This window comes from [Bacillus] selenitireducens MLS10 (assembly GCF_000093085.1).
Taxonomy (GTDB): domain Bacteria; phylum Bacillota; class Bacilli; order Bacillales; family Salisediminibacteriaceae; genus Salisediminibacterium; species Salisediminibacterium selenitireducens.
Genome location: NC_014219.1, coordinates 3,295,704 through 3,313,180, shown reverse-complemented (window position 1 = coordinate 3,313,180; position 17,477 = coordinate 3,295,704). Strand labels below are relative to the sequence as shown.

13 protein-coding genes are annotated in these 17,477 nt (G+C 52.9%); 9 read left to right on the top strand and 4 right to left on the bottom strand.

Features of this window, described 5'->3' with window-relative positions; genetic code table 11:
• Positions 1-121: 121 nt before the first annotated feature.
• Positions 122-1,399, bottom strand: coding sequence for a transglycosylase SLT domain-containing protein (locus BSEL_RS15555; protein ID WP_013173960.1), 1,278 nt, complete (start codon positions 1,397-1,399; stop codon positions 122-124).
• 303 nt (positions 1,400-1,702) lie between these two features.
• On the opposite strand from BSEL_RS15555, the gene BSEL_RS15550 reads away from it, so the two are divergent.
• The 5 genes from BSEL_RS15550 to BSEL_RS15535 all read left to right on the top strand — a co-directional run bounded on the left by BSEL_RS15550 (position 1,703) and on the right by BSEL_RS15535 (position 8,753).
• Positions 1,703-3,121, top strand: coding sequence for an N-acetylmuramoyl-L-alanine amidase (locus tag BSEL_RS15550; RefSeq protein ID WP_013173959.1), 1,419 nt, complete (start codon positions 1,703-1,705; stop codon positions 3,119-3,121).
• Between the two features lie 97 nt (positions 3,122-3,218).
• Positions 3,219-5,198 (top strand): S-layer homology domain-containing protein, encoded by a 1,980-nt coding sequence (locus BSEL_RS15545; protein ID WP_013173958.1) that lies wholly within the window; start codon positions 3,219-3,221, stop codon positions 5,196-5,198.
• A gap of 128 nt (positions 5,199-5,326) precedes the next feature.
• Positions 5,327-7,255, top strand: coding sequence for a S8 family peptidase (locus tag BSEL_RS17285; RefSeq protein WP_013173957.1), 1,929 nt, complete (start codon positions 5,327-5,329; stop codon positions 7,253-7,255).
• Positions 7,256-7,350: 95 nt separating this feature from the next.
• Positions 7,351-7,491 carry a hypothetical protein gene (locus BSEL_RS17830; protein WP_013173956.1) on the top strand — a complete coding sequence of 47 codons (141 nt, stop codon included), beginning with the start codon at positions 7,351-7,353 and terminating at the stop codon, positions 7,489-7,491.
• A gap of 194 nt (positions 7,492-7,685) precedes the next feature.
• Complete coding sequence (locus BSEL_RS15535; protein ID WP_049773689.1) at positions 7,686-8,753, top strand: C40 family peptidase; 1,068 nt, start codon at positions 7,686-7,688, stop codon at positions 8,751-8,753.
• Between the two features lie 213 nt (positions 8,754-8,966).
• Here the strand turns inward: BSEL_RS15535 and murJ are convergent, their stop codons facing one another.
• From murJ to csaB, 3 genes are read right to left on the bottom strand one after another with little or no spacing between them, the layout of a single operon-like run.
• Positions 8,967-10,481 (bottom strand): murein biosynthesis integral membrane protein MurJ, encoded by a 1,515-nt coding sequence (gene murJ, locus BSEL_RS15530; protein ID WP_013173954.1) that lies wholly within the window; start codon positions 10,479-10,481, stop codon positions 8,967-8,969.
• Positions 10,478-11,662 carry a glycosyltransferase family 4 protein gene (locus BSEL_RS15525; RefSeq protein WP_013173953.1) on the bottom strand — a complete coding sequence of 395 codons (1,185 nt, stop codon included), beginning with the start codon at positions 11,660-11,662 and terminating at the stop codon, positions 10,478-10,480. The genes murJ and BSEL_RS15525 overlap by 4 nt, the downstream gene beginning before the upstream one ends.
• Positions 11,663-11,684: 22 nt before the next feature.
• On the bottom strand, positions 11,685-12,818 hold the full coding sequence (gene csaB, locus BSEL_RS15520) for a polysaccharide pyruvyl transferase CsaB (RefSeq protein ID WP_013173952.1): 1,134 nt from the start codon (positions 12,816-12,818) through the stop codon (positions 11,685-11,687).
• 372 nt (positions 12,819-13,190) lie between these two features.
• Between csaB and BSEL_RS15515 the strand changes: the two genes are divergently transcribed.
• From BSEL_RS15515 to BSEL_RS15500, 4 genes are read left to right on the top strand one after another with little or no spacing between them, the layout of a single operon-like run.
• Positions 13,191-14,483 (top strand): nucleotide sugar dehydrogenase, encoded by a 1,293-nt coding sequence (locus tag BSEL_RS15515; protein ID WP_041582565.1) that lies wholly within the window; start codon positions 13,191-13,193, stop codon positions 14,481-14,483.
• 44 nt (positions 14,484-14,527) lie between these two features.
• Positions 14,528-15,613 (top strand): glycosyltransferase family 4 protein, encoded by a 1,086-nt coding sequence (locus BSEL_RS15510; RefSeq protein ID WP_013173950.1) that lies wholly within the window; start codon positions 14,528-14,530, stop codon positions 15,611-15,613.
• Between the two features lie 2 nt (positions 15,614-15,615).
• Positions 15,616-16,356 (top strand): WecB/TagA/CpsF family glycosyltransferase, encoded by a 741-nt coding sequence (locus tag BSEL_RS15505; RefSeq protein ID WP_013173949.1) that lies wholly within the window; start codon positions 15,616-15,618, stop codon positions 16,354-16,356.
• 56 nt (positions 16,357-16,412) lie between these two features.
• Positions 16,413-17,429 (top strand): GNAT family N-acetyltransferase, encoded by a 1,017-nt coding sequence (locus BSEL_RS15500; RefSeq protein ID WP_013173948.1) that lies wholly within the window; start codon positions 16,413-16,415, stop codon positions 17,427-17,429.
• Positions 17,430-17,477 lie beyond the last annotated feature (48 nt).

Sequence of the window (17,477 nt, the reverse complement as noted above, 5' to 3'; positions counted from 1 at the left end):
TCCTTTTACTCTGACTAAAATACCACACATCGTCTCTTGGATACAGACCGGATCTGAATTTGAACAGAAAACAGATCCCCGATCAACGTCAGGGATCTGTGTCACAGTGAACGGTGGGCGCTCAGTCACCCGCCGCCTCTGTCCGGAAATGTTTTTCTATGTTTGCATCAAGCGTTGTTCCGTCTTTGGTTACGAGCTCCTGAACATGAAGGGTGTAGCCGGTATCCGGTGTGAGTCCGGCCCTCGGCGTCACTGTGATTGTCTGTTCATCCGCAAGTTCAACTTCGGCAAAGACGCCGAGGCCGTCTTCATCCTGCAGATAAACATTTCGCGGGTTGACGCTGTCCGGATCGGCAGGAGCGTTCAGTTCAATAGTCCACACCTTATCAAGACCCACTTCCGGAACCGATTCGTCCCCCCATGTGTCGAAGTCGAGTGCCCGTGGCACGCGCAGGTTTGATGAGGCAAGATAGCCGGTCTGACCGCCTGCCTCGACAGGATACCAGAGAAAATGGTTATCCCGGTTCGCATCGGTATAGACAGGTTCGCCCGTAATGGTGACATCTGTATAGTAGGGGAATCTGTCAAGAATGCGGGATTGGGTGTTGCCGCCTTCACGGAGCCGGGTAAAATTGTTCGTATGCGGATCTGTTGATTCATTCATGACGATGGCTTCGTCTCCGGCGTCAAACATTTGTGAAGACGGGGTAAACACATCCCATTCTTTTTGCGTTGAATCAAAACGGATGATCGTGCTCCCTGGCTGGTAGTGCGTATTGTATGGAGGGATTGGATCAATTGAAATCATGCTGTGGGTGTTGATCTTTGCGAAGATCTTGGACTGATACGTGTCCTCGTTTCCCCATGGATCGTCATACTGATTGGCATCATTACGGACAGACAGGCCGTTGTATGCAAGCACTGCAAAATACCAGTGTTCCAAAATATCACGACGCATGTCGTTAATCCGCGGTACGAGGCGCAATTTCTCTAAGAGCATATCCGCGCCTGCTTCGATATTGTAGGCAGTGTCGTATCCGAGACGGTCAAAGTCAATCTCTCTGCCGTTGATCGTCTGGCCCTCTTCAATGGTGATCTGCATGATCCCGACCCCACCGTCGTCATCGCTGAGATTGTAGGTCGGCTTCCCGTCACTGGTACACTGATTCATCGACGATTCCCGCATCGCGATGGCCTTCAGGATCTCCGGGGGAATCTCCCTGTCGAGGGCTGTTTCCGTCAGAAGCTGCTTACGCTCCGTGACGGGCAGTTCCTCGCAGACGGGCTCCGGATCACCGGGAAATTCATCATCGGCTTGCACGTCATTGTATGAGGTCAGGCCGATCAGGGAACCGGCTAAAACGGTCGAAACAAGCAGTGATTTATGTATCGATGACATCGTTATCACCTCCTGACTTCATTGTAACATACAAATACAGGGAATTAAAATCAGGCAGAAAAAGGCGCCCGACCCCAGGGACGGGGGATCGGACGCCTGCTTCAAACGCAAGGTTTGAAGCAAATTCCTATATCATGATAGGGGGGAGAGATGAAAGTGGTGGATTTCAACTCTTAGTTCTGATATTCCCATGTAATCAAATTGTAAACCACTTTTTTAAAAAATCGTCGATTGGATGCATAAAACTCACGACAATATGTGATATATTGATGAAGAATAACGAATAGTTCTAGGAGGGCTGAGATGATAAAGGCAACGTATACATGGTTAACAGCGTTGATTGCAGTGATTTTTCTTTTGGCCGTGCCTCTCGAAGTGCATGGTCAGCACAATTTCCCCGACGTCAACCCAAACCACGACACCGAGATTAATTTTCTTCTTGGAGAAGGGGTGGTCCAGGGTTTCTCTGACGGGACCTTTGGCGTTGACAGCCCTGTGAACCGTGAACAGGCAGCGGCCATTATTGGACGGGCGCTCGGTGTGTCGGACTTACCGGTTCAGACAGATTTTGACGATGTCGTGAATCACAGTCATTTTTCCGGTTACATACAAGCGCTTTATGAGCGCGGCGTCATCAGCGGTTTTGGTGACGGTACCTTCAGGCCGAAGGAAGAGCTGACAAGAGCCCAGATGGCGATGATGGTTGCCAATGCGTTTCCCCAGCTTTCCATGGGTGAAGAACCGATCCGTTTCCCTGACGTCGGAACAGGGATGAATGCATACGGTGCAATTCAGACTCTTGCATCCGAAGGGATCACCGCCGGATACCCGGACGGCACGTTCCGTCCGACGAACAAAATGTCCCGGATGGAGTTCGCCCTGTTTATGGCGAGGTCGATGAACGAAGACTTCCGGATGGCCTCAACCTCTGAAGAGTTCGAGCTTGGAGAAGTGACAGCTTCTTCACTGAACGTCAGACCGCTTCCGAATACGACGAGAGATCCGATCGGCAGACTTCCGAAATACTCACCGGTTAAGATCCTCGATGAAAGCAACGGTTGGGCGAGAATTGAATACAAAGGAACCACCGCTTACGTGTCGATGAGCTTTATCCGTAAACATGAGCGGACGAAGTACGGCAATGCCCTTCAGGGCAAGACGATCATCGTTGATGCCGGCCACGGCGGGAGAGACGGCGGCGGAAGCGGCAACGGAATTCTCGAGAAAGACCTCGCCCTTGATCTCTCCCTCATGCTTCAGCTGAAGCTTATGCAGGCAGGAGCGGATGTGGTGATGACGCGAACGGAAGATGTGTTTTTAACCCTGTCGGATCGGGTCGCGATTTCCAATGCGTCAGGAGGAGACGCGTTCATCAGCGTCCATGCGAATGCGGCAATCAGTACCGCCCACGGAGCGGAAGTCTTTTATAATGTCCGTCATGAAGCGGCGAAAAGCAAGGCTCTCGGTGATGCGCTTTTGAGCCGGATGGTCAATGACATGAACTTGCATGACCGGCGTCGCGGAGCAGCGAGAGATACCGATCTGAGCAACATTACGAACGGTCTCGGCGTGCTTCTCAATAACCGTGTGCCAAGCGTTCTCGTGGAAGTCGGCTTCATGACGAACCCGCAAGAGGCGGCGCGCATGCGCACGGAATCGTTTCGTTACGGCATGGCAGAAGCACTCCTGCAGGGTACCATCGACTACTCACGGAACAACTGATGACGATACAGAAGGACAGGTTGCACGGGTATTTGCGGCAGCCTGTTTTCTGTAAACACCGGACCCATCTTCAGCGCAGAAAGGAAGAGAAAAACCAATGAAGACTTTGATGAAGATCCAGACGATGCTCCTCGCCCTCCTTATGGTCAGTGTTCTCATCGTGCCCGGAACCGCCGAGGCGGGTTATAAAGGAAGCTCTCTCGAAGGGTATATTACAGAAATGATTGACAAAGAGATTATGCAGGGCTATCCGGACGGCACCTTCCGGCACACCGAACCGGTTACACGGGTTGAATTTACGGTGATCCTCTACCGCGCCCTCGACATTCAGGAAGCGGACGACGAAGCGCCATTTACGGACCTCCCGGGCCGTGACGAATTTGTATCAGCCATATCGGCAGCTTATGAAGCCGGAATTATCAGCGGGTATGACGACGGCACCTTCCGGCCGGACGACAAGATCGAACGCCAGCAGATGGCGGTCATGATCGACCGCGCGTTCGAGCATCTCGGTTACCGGACGATTGTCGGAACAATTGACGTCCCGGATTTCATGGATAAAGACCAAATCTCCCGCCGTTTTACCGAAGCCGTGAATTACGTGACATCACTCGGGATCATCCGCGGGAACACGAACGGCACTTTCGCACCGAATGACAACGCCCAGCGTGGTCACGCCGCCGCTTTCCTTTCCCGGATGCTGACGGTGATCGAAACAGGAGCGGACCTCTCAGGTGGCGATCAGCCAGATGAAGGCAGCGGCTCTTATCAGTTGGCGGTGATCAGTCAAAACGGCTCGATTACGACTCGCTCTGGTCGCTATGAATCCTTTGAAGATGCGTACAAGAACCGTGGAGCCCGTTCGGACCTCATTTTGAATGACGGCGAGATCGTCCATATGCAGAGCGGCATCGTCCGTCCGAACAATCGTCCGGGAGCGATCAACAATGTTTATTCCGTCTACGACAACGGTGCGTTCCTCTCAGCGTTTACGTATATTACCTCTGATCACCGCTTTACATCTGAATTGACATACCTCGGCGGAGATGAACGCCACATCAAGGTATCCGTCGCCGGACGTACAGGCTACGTCCGTGCCGGAGAGTTTGAACTGATTCCGTCCCAGCAGGCCACAGAGCGCAATCACTACGTCAAAGCGACGAACGGATTTCTTGTTCATCGTCTTTATGATCCGAGTTATAATCAGAATCAGGGGAGATATGTATCTTACACATATGGCAAGGCACCGTCCTTCATGGAGACAGGTAAGCGTTATTACAGTGAAGACGGCGGAACATTCTACACAGGAAACGGCGAGAAGGCAGGTGAGGCCTACCAGTACTTCAACCGGCTTCCGATTAAATCCGAGAGCCGTTATACCGCTGAAGAGCTTGATCATTACATCAGAGAACATGCTGGATCTGCGAGTAAGATGCAGGGTATGGGCAAATACTTGAAAGAAGCGGAGGCGCGTTATGGTGTGAATGCCCTCTTTATTCTCGGGGCTGCAGCTCATGAAAGCGCATTTGGTAACAGTGTCATCGCCAGGGATACGAATAATCTCTACGGGATAAGAGCAACGGACAGTGACCCTTATGTGAATGCATCGCGTTTTGATACCGTCAGAGAATCTACAATGTCTTTTGCGTCTACTTATATGCTGAACGGCTATATGCATTATAATCCGGCCGGGAATCTCTTGACACAGCGTTTCCAGGGAGCGATTCCGGGCACGAAGGCGGTCGGGGCCAACGTCCGCTACGCGTCAGACATGTTCTGGGGACAGAAGATCGCCGGTCATATGTTCAGGGCGGACCGCTATCTTGGAGGTAAGGATTTCGTCCGCTACCGGATTGCCGAGACGACGGTGAGCGGACTGAACGTGAGGACTGAACCGGACAGCACGAAGAACAATGTGCTGTATCAGTATGCGAGAAGCGCAATGCCGGTGATCATCTTTGATGAAGCCAAGGCACCAAACGGGGCAACGTGGTACCATGTCACAGCCGATCATAAAGATCACAAGCGTGCCTATATCCACAGTTCGTATGTCAAAGAAGTGCCTTTTGCAAAGTGATTGTGCAATATTGAGGAAGAATAACCGCCGGACGGGCAAGATTTAGGCCGTCCGGTTTTTTGTGCTATTGATTGTGCTGGACTTAAGGTATGATAAAGACAACGACAAACGGGTGAGGGTGATGGAGGATGATGAGACAATCGATTCGAATAGCAGTGGCATGCATCATCATGATGGGGTTCAGTGTGACAGGTGCCTATGCAGCCGGGAACGATGAGCCGTATATCCTTCAGTTTGATTCAGAAGAGTCAAGAGATGCATGGATCGAAACCCTTGATGAGGAATCCTACACCGTGCACGACAGCATCACCGGGGTTTCTCTGCATCTGTCTGAAGAAGAGGTAGCCGGGCTTGAGAGCGGTGTGCCGGGTCTCAGCGAGGTTTCACAGGATATGATGGTCTCAATTGGCATTACACCAGCGGATAAATGGGGATTTGAGACAGTGAACCATACCCGCCGCGGAGCGATGGACGGGGACGGATCAGGGGTGGCGATCAGTGTCATCGATACCGGGATTGAGCGGTGGCATCCGAATCTCTCCTACGTGAGGGGAACGTGCGCGATCACCATGACCGGCGGGTGTCAGAACGGTTATCAGGATGACAACGGTCACGGCACGCACGTCGCCGGTATCATCAACGCTCAGGGACGTGACGATCTGACAGGGATCGCACCAGGGGCGGATCTTTATGTCGTGAAAGCGATGAATGAGAATGGAGACGGACGAATCTCGGACGTCATTACAGGGATTGAGTGGTCCATCACCCAGAATGTCGATATCATCAACCTCAGTATTACAACGGAGTTCAGCCACAGTATGCTCAATGAGTCGATAGAGTATGCGACGGCCAGAGGCATAACCCTCGTTGGTGCGGCGGGTAACATTCATGAACCGCAGCGTCCTGTGATGTATCCGGCGAAGCATCCGGATGTGATTGCAGTCTCTTCAGTGAACGCGGACCGGATGCCGTCGCTCTTTTCGGCCTTTGGGCCTGAGATCCTTCTGTCTGCCCCTGGCGAGGGGATATTGAGTACGGATCTTCTCAGCCGGAATTTTCACGGACGTCAGGGATATTCGGTGAAAAGCGGCACATCGATGGCGTCTCCTTTCGTGGCGGGCATATTTGCCCTGTATCAGGAACGCTACCCGCATTTGAACCGCCGGGATCTGATCGATGTGGTGACGGCAAATGCCGATCAGCCGGGGAATACGTCAGCCCGTAACGAAGCTTTTGGCTTTGGGATTGTGCAGGTGCCGGTATCGAGGGGAAATGAGGAAGGGACCGTGATTCCCCTCACCCAGGAAGAAGACGGTGCGCTGAAGCTTGATCTGTCGATTCTTGAAGGAGAGCGATTCACGCTGTTCCGTAATGGCATCGTCATCGCTGAAGGGCTCTCAGGGCCGGTTTTCCGGGATTATGTGCCGGGTGGAGAGCATGTGTACGAGGTCTTTCTTGAAGAGGATCAGACGCTCCGGTTTACGGGAGCGAGTCCCCTCTTCAGCCGGGAAGGTAAGCGATTTAACGATGTGAAGCCCTTATCCTGGTATCACAGAGACGTGTATTTCCTGAACAGTGCCGGCATTTCCGAAGGCTTCTCTGACGGCAGTTTCCGCCCCTACGTGAATATTACCCGCGCCGAGGCGGTCACAATGATAGTGAGAGCCCTGGGACTTGATGTTCAGGGCGGTGATGCGCCTGCGCCGTTCAGTGACGTGTCGACCGAGAGCTTTGCTTTTGAAGCGATCCGGGCTGCCGAGGCAGCAGGAATCATCGGTGGGTACGGAGACGGGACCTTCCGTCCGGGTGCCAACATCAGTCGCGGCGAGGTGGCGATTATGCTGGCCAACGCCTGGTTTTCTGACTACGAACCGGCCATGACGGCTTCATTTGCTTTTTCGGATATTCATCCCAATGAGTCCGCGTACCGCTCCATCAACACAATCTTTGAGCAGGAGATCACCAGGGGATTCCCGGATGGGACGTTCCGGAGCGATCAGCCTGTGCAGCGGAATCAGTTCGCAAGGTTTCTCTATGCGTCACCCCGGACGAGATGATGAATAAAATAAGTTGCAGGGAAGTGACAGCATTCGACAACATCCCTCACCGTTTTGTGTTAATTTGAAGAAAACGGTGAGGGAGGGCGTAAATAATGACACCCACAGATTTGCAGGAGCTCATGCTATCAATCAAGAACCGATTCGAACAGTCGCCGGACCTGACAGAGCGATCAGCTCTCAGCATGATCGAAGAAGGAATCCGACAGATTCAGGAAGAGAAAGAAACTGAGTGATTGACAGAACCCCGGAGCCGGTATGGCTTCGGGCGTTTTTTTGTGTCGGGATCCTCACAGTCCATTTTTTTCATCATTTTTGAGATTGTAACGGCAACGTAACGGAACTGTAACCTGTTCACCGTGCCCTTTGTGATAAACTGATCGTGGCATTGAAAAGAGCCGTACATATAATCAAAATTTTGGGGTGGAGAATGTTGAGAAAAATTATGATCAGTATGCTCGCAGTCGTGATGATGTTCGCATGGATTCAGCCGTCAGAAGCAGAAGCGTCGTCATTGGGTCAGGATATCGTTGACTACGGAAGACAATTTCAAGGCACACCTTACGCATGGGGCGGTACGACACCTTCCGGCTTTGACTGCTCAGGCTATCTGAGATATGTCTATGGCCACTTCGGCATCGATTTGCCGAGGACGTCGGCAGGACAGTATCAGCTTGGAGTGCCGGTATCAAGAGGCAATCTCCAGCCGGGTGACCTCGTCTTCTTCAGCGGAACATACAAATCCGGCATTTCCCACTCAGGCATATACGTAGGCAACAATCACTTCATCAGCGCAAAAAGCAGCCGCGGCGTAGCCGTCGTCTCTCTAGATAATGCTTACTGGGGCGCGCATTACACAGGAGCCCGTCGGATCATTCAAGAACCGGAACCGGCCAAGACGGTTCAAGAAGAGAAACCTTCTGAGCCTGAACCGGAGCCTGAGCCGCAGTTCCCTGAATTGCCGAAGGGTGAGTATTACGACATTAACAGCAAGCACTGGGCCCTCAATGAAATCACAGAACTGAGCGAGCGCGGGATTATACGCGGGTTCCCGAACTCCTTCTTCCGTCCTGAACAGGAGATTACCCGGGGGCAGGCAGCCATTATGGTCAACCGCGAACTCGGTCTTGACGCGACAGATGGTAACATGCCAACCGACGTATCCCGTAACGTAACCGGATACGAAGATATCCAGGCCCTTCTTGACCATGGGATTATGGAGACAAAAGAAGACGGATCATTCGGGCCACAGGAGCCGGTTGACCGCGAGGAAATGGCGATGATTTTCTACGCAGCATACGATCTCGCCGGAGAAATTGAAATTGCGGATCAGGACATTCCATTAACGGATGTCAGTTCAGACAGTGAGAGCTACGATGCGATTCGGGCGCTCTATCACTCCGGTGTCACTCAGGGCTACACGGATGATACGTTCCGTCCGGAAGTCATTACGACCCGCGCACACTTCGCAGCATTCCTGCACAGAATTCTTAACTGATTTTGAAGACAAAGGCTGACGAAGCAACGCCTGAATACAGCACGAACGCCTTCGACGTTTTACCGTCGGAGGCGTTTTTTTGGCTTTTTTAACAAAGAACCAGAAAACCTTAGTTGCACTTATACGATAATCCATTAACAGAGTTAAACATTCCTATAGCACTCAAAAAGCCTGTATGAACGGGTAAGTTCATACAGGCCCAACAGCTTTTATTCAGGTGCGTTTTCGTCGGACCATGGAAATGACCCGTTTCACTTTGTTGCGCTGGAATATCCACATCAGAGCAAAATAGATGGCCGCACCAACTGGCGCGAGAATGAGGATAACCATGAGAGACGGTATCATATCGAACCAGGGTACAAACTGCCGGATGAGAAACACCGAGAGCCCCATGAGCCCTGCAGGGACAAGAACAGCCATGAATTCTTTCCAGAAATCCCTGTATCGCCGGTCGGTCAGGTCTTTGTAAACAAACCAGCTCGTCGTTGTGACGAAGTAGACCGAGATAAGCGCCGAGGCCAAGGCAAGGCCCGGATAGCCAAGCCACTGGACGAAGAACCAGTTGGCGACGGCGTTCAGCAGGATCGTTGTTGCACTGATCTTCAGGACGAGTGTCGTCTGCCGCCTTGCGTACAGAGATTTGGAGAGAATATACTGGATCCCCTGCAAGACGACAATCGGTGAATAAAACATCAGCGTCTGATAGGTTTTCAGCGTATCTTCCGCGGTGAAGGCGCCCCGTTCAAAGATAAACGAGATGGCGTCCTGCCCGATGGCGAGAAGGCCGAAAGAAATCGGCATGAGAATCACCATCGTGACCATGACCGCGCGCTGCACCGTATCTTCAAACTGCTTACGCTGGTTCACCTGTTCAGAGAGCAGGGTGAAAAAGATCGCAGCCATCGTCGAGGCATAGAGCGTATGCGGAACACTGACGAGGAGTGATCCGTTGTTCAGGTACGTGACGGCCCCGCCGACGGTATTCGTGGCGAAGATCCGGTCTACGAACAGATTGACCTGACCGACCACGGAGTTCATGAGCGCAGGTGCGAGCATGATAAAGAACGTCGAGCGTTCATTGAACGAAATCGCCGGCTGCCAGCGAAAGCCGCCTTTAAATAAAGCGGCAGCCTGGACGATCAGTCCGATCCCGGCACCGAAGATAAACCCGTATGCGAGGCTGTAGATCCCCCATACGTCGGAGAACAAAAGAGCGAAGACGGCGGCCATGAGCGTCGAAAGCAGTTTCCATACTTGCACGGGTGCAAAGATCCGTCTTGCCTGAAGATAGCTTTCAAACATGGCGTTGATGGCAATGATCACAGCGAAAATCAGAAAGATTCTGGTCGTATTGACGGCGACGGCCTCCGTCACAGGATCCATCGAGCCAAACAGCATCGGAATGAGCCGGTCGACAAACAGGATTCCGATAAAGGAGAGGACGATGATCACCGAGACGATGATGTTCAACACACCGCTTGCCATCTTCTCTGCCGCAACGGGATCTTCCTTGCGGTCCTTCACGTAGCGCGGCAAGAAGACATTGCTGAAGCCGGTGGCGAGCATGGCCACCATCAGCGTAATCAGTGAGAAAGCAAGCAAATAGCCATCCGTCGTCTCGTTTGCGCCGAATTCCCTGGCGAGGACGGCTTCCCGGAAGAAGCCGGCGAGTTTGACGGTAATGGCAAGAGACGTCAGTAATAGGGCGGATTTTCGAAGCTGACTCATGAGCGACCTCCGCCCTTTTCGAGTGTCGCCTCATAGATAGCGAGGTACTTCTTTGCAGCGGCGACGTGTGAGTATGTGGTCTCAATCTTGGCGCGGGCCCGGTCGGCCATGGCGTTGGCCCATTCCGGATCGCCGAGGATACGGATGACTGCCTCAGCGAGTGCCGTTTCATCTTTCTCCGGTACGAGGAGTCCGTTCTCTTCGTGGTCGATGATCTCCTTCAGACCGCCGACAGCACCGGCCACCACCGGCGAGCAGGAGCCCATTGCCTCAAGGGCAGAGATGGACGTCGCTTCTTCAACCCCGTCGGAGTGCACGCTCGGCACAAGGACGACGTCGGCGACGGAGTAGTAGTCGACGATAGCCTCGTGGGGAATCGCACCGAGCATCCGGACGTGCTGTTTGAGATGTTGCTGCTTGATCTCTGCTGTGAGCCTGTCCTCTTCCTCGCCGTTACCGGCGTAGATGAGCAAAGTATCCGGGTAGGTATCGAGGATTTGCCTTAATGCCTTCAGCGGATAGATCACGCCGTTCTTCTTCGTCAGGCGCCTCGGGCAAAGGAGCACTTTCGTCTCCGGGCTGATGCTGAGCTTTTGCTTCAGTGAAGCGAGCTCGTCAGGAACCGGCTTGAACTGATCCGGATTAATGAAATTATGAATTTTGACAGGGGTCACTCCGGAAAGATTATGCACATAGTCACGAATCCGTTCATCCACCGTGATGACCTGCATCGTTTTCGTGTAAGCGACCTTCTCAATCTCCTGCAAATAGCGGGACTCCGGGCTGTCAGGAAGCACGATCCCCTTACTCACCGCTTCAAAAGAGAGGTAGCCGTGTACCGTGGAGACGGTGGGGAGACCAGCTTCGAGGGATGCAAGCGTGGCAAAGATGTCCTGGGCGTTGACGATGTCGTATTCTTTGCCGTGTTGCTTGAGGACCTGAGTGAACAGTTTCTGACGCATGCGCCGTCCAAACAATGTCCCTTTCCCGATGCGGATCCGGTTCAAAAAGAACGTCGGTCGCTCGACCATGAAAAGGGTCTTCCAATTCGGGATCTTCTGAAAGGAAAAAACATCGACCTCGTGACCGAGGGCTTCAAGCCCTGATTTGAGCGTCGTGACATGTGAAGAAAGTCCGCCGGAATGGGGATAGTTATGGATGGTTGTGATTAATATCTTCATAATAGTACGTGCACATCCTTCATCAGTTGCTGTTTTTCTTCTTTACGCTGGACAGGCTCTCGTACAGCTGTTCCACATTTTGTTCCGCTTCGAGGCGGAGAGCTGGCTCTTCTGTCCGGAGCACGTCCTGTATAGATGCGTGATCCAAGAGCATGCGGTGAACCGTATCCGTCAGCTCATCGGCAGTGAGTGATTCAAAAAGGAGGGCATAGCCGTCAAGGCCTGTTCTCCGCATCAGCTGCATCACCTTTGGATCGTAGCTGATGGCGGTGTGAGGGATGCCCTGAAGCACCGCGAAGATCAGTGAATGAAGCCGCATACCGATCAGCGCATGTCCGGTCTTGACGAAAGAGAGATACTCATGAGGCAGGAAATCTTCTTTCAGTATGGCTACATGCGGACTGTCTCCGTTCATCATCCGTTTCGTGACAGCTCTCGATGCCTTCACGTCGTGTTTACCTTCCATCGGGATAAACACCAGCTCATACCCGTCATCAAGGAGCCGGTCGCATGTTCTCGCAAGGGCGTCGTAATGATGTGTGTCGCTGAACCAGGGTCTTACGGATACGAGAATCCGCTTTCTCGTGCCCATGCCGTCAGGGAGCGACGCTTCACAGCGCTCAGAGGGCTCTTTCGGATGTGCGAAGACGATATCAGCCGTGACTTCAATCGGTTTTTTGATGCCGAGGGACTCTGCCAGGACCTTTGATTCCTCATCGCGGACGGTGATGAGGAAGGGGAGATTCCCAAGGGTTCGCATGAGGAATCGCCCGTACCGTGACGACACTGGTCCGATCCCCTGGGAGAAGAACATCACCGGGGTCCCGGTGAGCCTGGCCAAGAGGACGACAAGCAGATAATAAGGAAGCGGACCTGAGATGATCTTCGTCGGATACCGGTCTTGCAGGAGACCGCCGCCTCCGCTTACAAGCACATCCGCTTTTTTCAGTGCCTGGAATTTTTGCTTATTGGCATGCCGCCAGCCGCGATAGACGGCGTGGACGTTGTGGCGCTTTGCCGTTTCTTCCGGTGACAGGGAGAAGACGGTGATCGCTGCGGCGGGATCTTTGCGGCGAATCTCACTGATCACCGCTTCAAGGATCGCTTCGTCACCGGTATTGCCGAGGCCGTAAAATCCGGAAATAACAATGTTCATGAGCAGAACTCCTTTGACAGATAGGCCCGAAAGTGGGCGAATGGGGAAATGCCCACAACGAATCTATGTAATGGTTCTAAAGAAAATGCAAAGACGTGTAACTTCGTCTGACAGACTGCGTCTAATAAAGTATGTACAAGAAAACGCGCAAACCTCATTTTACCATTAGCATGCGGGGGATACAATCTGCCGGGAGAGGTAATTCTAAAAAAAATTGGAAAACTTCCTGTTTCACCTACCGGTCTGACGAGTAATCTGATATAATAGCATGCGGAGTATCATGTAGAATTTGGAATATCAACCAGTCAAGAAACGATCAGTCATGCTGCATCAGAATAGAGATGTTTGTGAAGGAAAGGACCGTGTCGAATGATGAAGAACGTATGCGTCATCGGGCTGGGCTACATCGGCCTGCCTACTGCCGCCCTGTTTTCCAAAGCAGGATTTCAGGTGACGGGTGTGGATGTAAATGAACGAGTTGTGAATGCCCTGAATAAAGGCGAGATTATTATCGAAGAACCAGAGCTTCCGGAACTGGTCAGGGAATCTGTGGCAAGCGGCCATCTGAAAGCAAGCACCAAACCGGTGGAAGCGGACACCTTCATGATCGCCGTCCCAACGCCGATTCACGAGAACGAAACGGCTGACGTCCGTTATGTGCAAGAAGCGGTTCAGGCGATTATTCCTTTCGTCCGAAAAGGAAATGCAGTCATTGTGGAATCGACAATCCCGCCAAGGACGATTGCGGATGTTGTTGCCCCGGCCTTCAAAGAAGCAGGGATTGACCCAGAGCGGGATATTCACCTCGCGCATTGCCCTGAGCGTGTCCTGCCGGGAAAAATACTTACAGAGCTGATTGAGAATACGCGTATCGTCGGCGGGCATACACCTGAAGCGGCTGCCAAAGCAAAAGCCGTCTATGAAGAAGTTGTCAAAGGCGACATCATCGAGACAACCGCGCTCACGGCAGAGATGTCGAAACTGATGGAGAACACGTTCCGGGATGTGAACATCGCTCTTGCGAACGAGCTCGTCAAGATCAGTGACCGTCTCGGCGTTAATGCCCATGAGGTCATTCGTCTTGCGAACCTTCACCCGCGTGTGAATCTGCATCAGCCCGGTCCGGGTGTCGGGGGCCACTGCCTGGCCGTAGACCCGTACTTCATCGTGGAGAAGGCGACGGATGAATCACCGCTGATTCAGACTGCACGCCGGATCAACAACTCGATGCCTGATTACGTTGTAAACAAAGTGAAAGAACTGACATCGGCGCTGAATCATCCCCGGGTCGCCGTCCTTGGCCTCACCTACAAAGGCAACGTCGATGATGTTCGCGAAAGCCCGGCGATGGACATCGTCCACCGTCTGAAGCACGACAGTGAGATGGAAGTGGCGATTCACGACCCTCACGTCAAGGACTGGCAGGTGCCTTATACGCTCCTCAGTCTCGAAGATACTTTGTACGAAGCGGACCTTGCCCTGATTCTGACAGACCATAATGAATTTAAAGGGATCGATTCAAAGGTCTGGCTCGAACAGATGACGGCACCGGTGATCTTTGACACGAAGCACTGCTACTTTACAAATAACGATAAAATCGAACTGATTCATCTCGGGAACACAGGGACCAAACCTGCCCCGAATGAAGTGAAAGCAAACAACTGATAACGTCAACGGACCAAAATACAGACAGGAAATGAGGTGCTTGTGTGGATATTATTGCGTTAGCGGTCACATTTGCTCTGGCCTTTTTCACAAGCCTTGCCATTACACCGCTTGTTATCAAATTGGCATTTAAACTGAATTTTGTCGATCACCCGGGTCAACGGCGTGTTCACCAGAAAGCAACGCCGCGACTCGGAGGGCTCGGAATCTTTATCGCCTTTCTCGCAGGTCTCAGCTACGCGCTGACCCAAATTGAACTGCCACTCGGTATTCTCGCAGGTGCCCTGATTATCGTTGTGACCGGTCTCCTCGATGACCGGTTCTCGATACGGCCGATCCAAAAGCTGTTCGGACAATCGATCGCGGCCGTGTTCGTCCTCATCGACGGGCCGATCATCAATACCTTGACGGTGCCGTTCTCGGATTCGGCAATCGTCATCAGCCCGTATATTGCCGTACCGATCGCCTTTATCTGGATCCTCGGGATCACAAACGCGGTCAATCTCATTGACGGCCTTGACGGACTTGCTGGCGGTGTATCACTCATCGCGGCGCTCTCCATCTTCACGATGGCGATCATGACCGGCAACATGGCCGTTGCCTTTATGGTCATTGCCCTTGCAGGCGGGTTGCTCGGTTTTCTGTTTTTCAATTTTCATCCGGCGAAGATCTTCATGGGCGACTCCGGCTCCCTTCTTCTCGGCTATCTGCTTGCGGTATTCTCGGTGATCAGTTTTAAGCAGGTGACGTTCGTTACCCTCATCATTCCGATCATCATTCTCGCCGTTCCGATTGTGGACACGATGATCGCCATTATCCGCCGCAAGCTCAACAACAAGCGGATCATGGAGGCGGATAAGCATCATCTGCACCACAAATTGCTTGCGATGGGGTTCAGCCACCGGGCAACGGTGCTCTTCATCTACATGATTGCAGCCTTCTTCGGTATTGCAGCGGTGCTCTTTTACACGTCGGGGCTTCTCGGGTCGACGATCATCTTCCTCTTCTGTCTGTTGATGACAGAGCTGATGATTGAGAAGCTTCAGCTCATCAATACGAAATACCGTCCGGTGTTGGCCACCCTTAATCGTGTGCGGGCTGCAACCGTGACGGGTGAAAGGAATCGATAGCAGTGAGTCAGAACCAGGAACGGTTTCTTGGAGTGCCGGTGGTCACACTGAACCGCGAGGCGCTCTTCAAAGATATTGAAGAACGGATCGGGCGTGGAGCACAATCCACGCTCATTGCCATTAACCCGGAGAAAGTCATGACGGCGCGGAAGAATCCAACCCTCAGCCGGCTCATTGAAGAGGCGACGTACCAGATTCCCGACGGGACCGGTATCCTCCTTGCCTCGCGCCTGAAGAAAGGGGTCATCAGGGAGCGGATTACCGGGATCGATACGATGGATGCCCTCGTTCGCCTTGCCTGGGAACGTGAGGAGCCGGTGTTTCTCTATGGTGCAGAGGACGCTGTCGTCAAAGAGGCTGCCGTGACGCTTAAAAAGCGCTACCTCGGTCTGAAGATTGCCGGTACGATGAACGGCTTTCAGAAAGACGAAGAAAAGGTGGTCGAGGCGATCCGCGAGTCGGGTGCCGTCTACCTCTTCATAGCGAAAGGCAGTCCCCGTCAGGAACTGTGGATCGAGCAGTATATGAAGGATTTGCCTGACGTCAAGGTGTTTCAGGGTGTCGGAGGAAGCTTCGATGTGCTTGCGGGCAAAGTGAAGCGTGCGCCCGCCGGATTTCAGAAGCTCGGGCTCGAATGGCTCTACCGATTAATGAAAGAACCGAAACGGATCAGACGTCAGCTTCTGCTGCCGCAGTTTCTGATCAGAGTCATGATGTCGAACGGCGATAAGCAGGGGTCCTGATTGACGGCCTCTGTTTTTCTTTATCATTACAGGCAAACACACAGGGGGTGCAACTGGTGGAGGTGCGAATCAGTTCGAAGAACGACACGGAACAAATCGCGGCGCTCTTTGAAGCCGTCTTCAATAAACCGTTTGATCATGCAGAATGGACATGGAAGTATGACACAGAGGGTGCAGGCTATGTCCTTGTGTCTGAAGGGCGGATTCTCGGACACACCGGCTATCTGCGCCGGCGGATGACCGTACATAACAGCGTCCGGACGATGGCGCTTCGGGTTGACACGATGGTGCATCCGGATGCGAGGGGGAAAGGTGCATACCGGATGCTCCTTGAAGAGAGCATCCGGCAGGAGAGAGAGGCAGGGATAACGGGGCTCTACGGATTCCCGTCAGACATGGCGAAAGGGCCTCTCATCAAGGTGACGAACGCCAAAGAAGTGTCAGGAGTGCCGAAATACCGGCTCGTCACGGCCCCTGTCACCCTCGCGTCCCTGTATTTACCCTTTATAAAGCCGTTTCGTTTCCTTGATGGCCTGTTTCAACGCTGGCGCTTCAAAAGCGACGGATCAAAAGGGGGGCTTAGCCTGAAGGAGATATCCGATAAAGCGGGCCTGCCCTCTCTACCGGAAGAAACAGCACGCACAGGCGCGATTCAGGCGATCCGTGATCAGGCGTTCTTCGAGGCCCGTTACCTGCGTCACCCAGATCCCTACCGGCTTTACGCGGTGCTGCAGGAAGGGGACACGATCGGCCTCATCGTGACGAAAACAGTCACTCATGAGCGGCGCGGCAGACAGATTGAGGAGGGGCGCATCATTGATATGGCGCTTATAGGTGACGCGGACTGGTCACAGGCGGCTCACCTCGCCACAACGCGTCTCGCAGATGAAGGAGCGGCATTCGTGCAGCTTTGGGCGATGCCGGGATCCGTCCTGGCAGAGGCAGTGAAAGAGGCCGGATTCTCTTCATCCGGTTCGCCGATGACCCTTGTCGTGAAGGAACTGAACGGCAGGGATGATCTCGGTGATCCGGAAGACTGGCATATTACGATGGGCGACGTTGACTCGTATTGACAGACTGAAGCCGTCGGCAGTAAAGATAAACACAAGGGAGAGATAAGT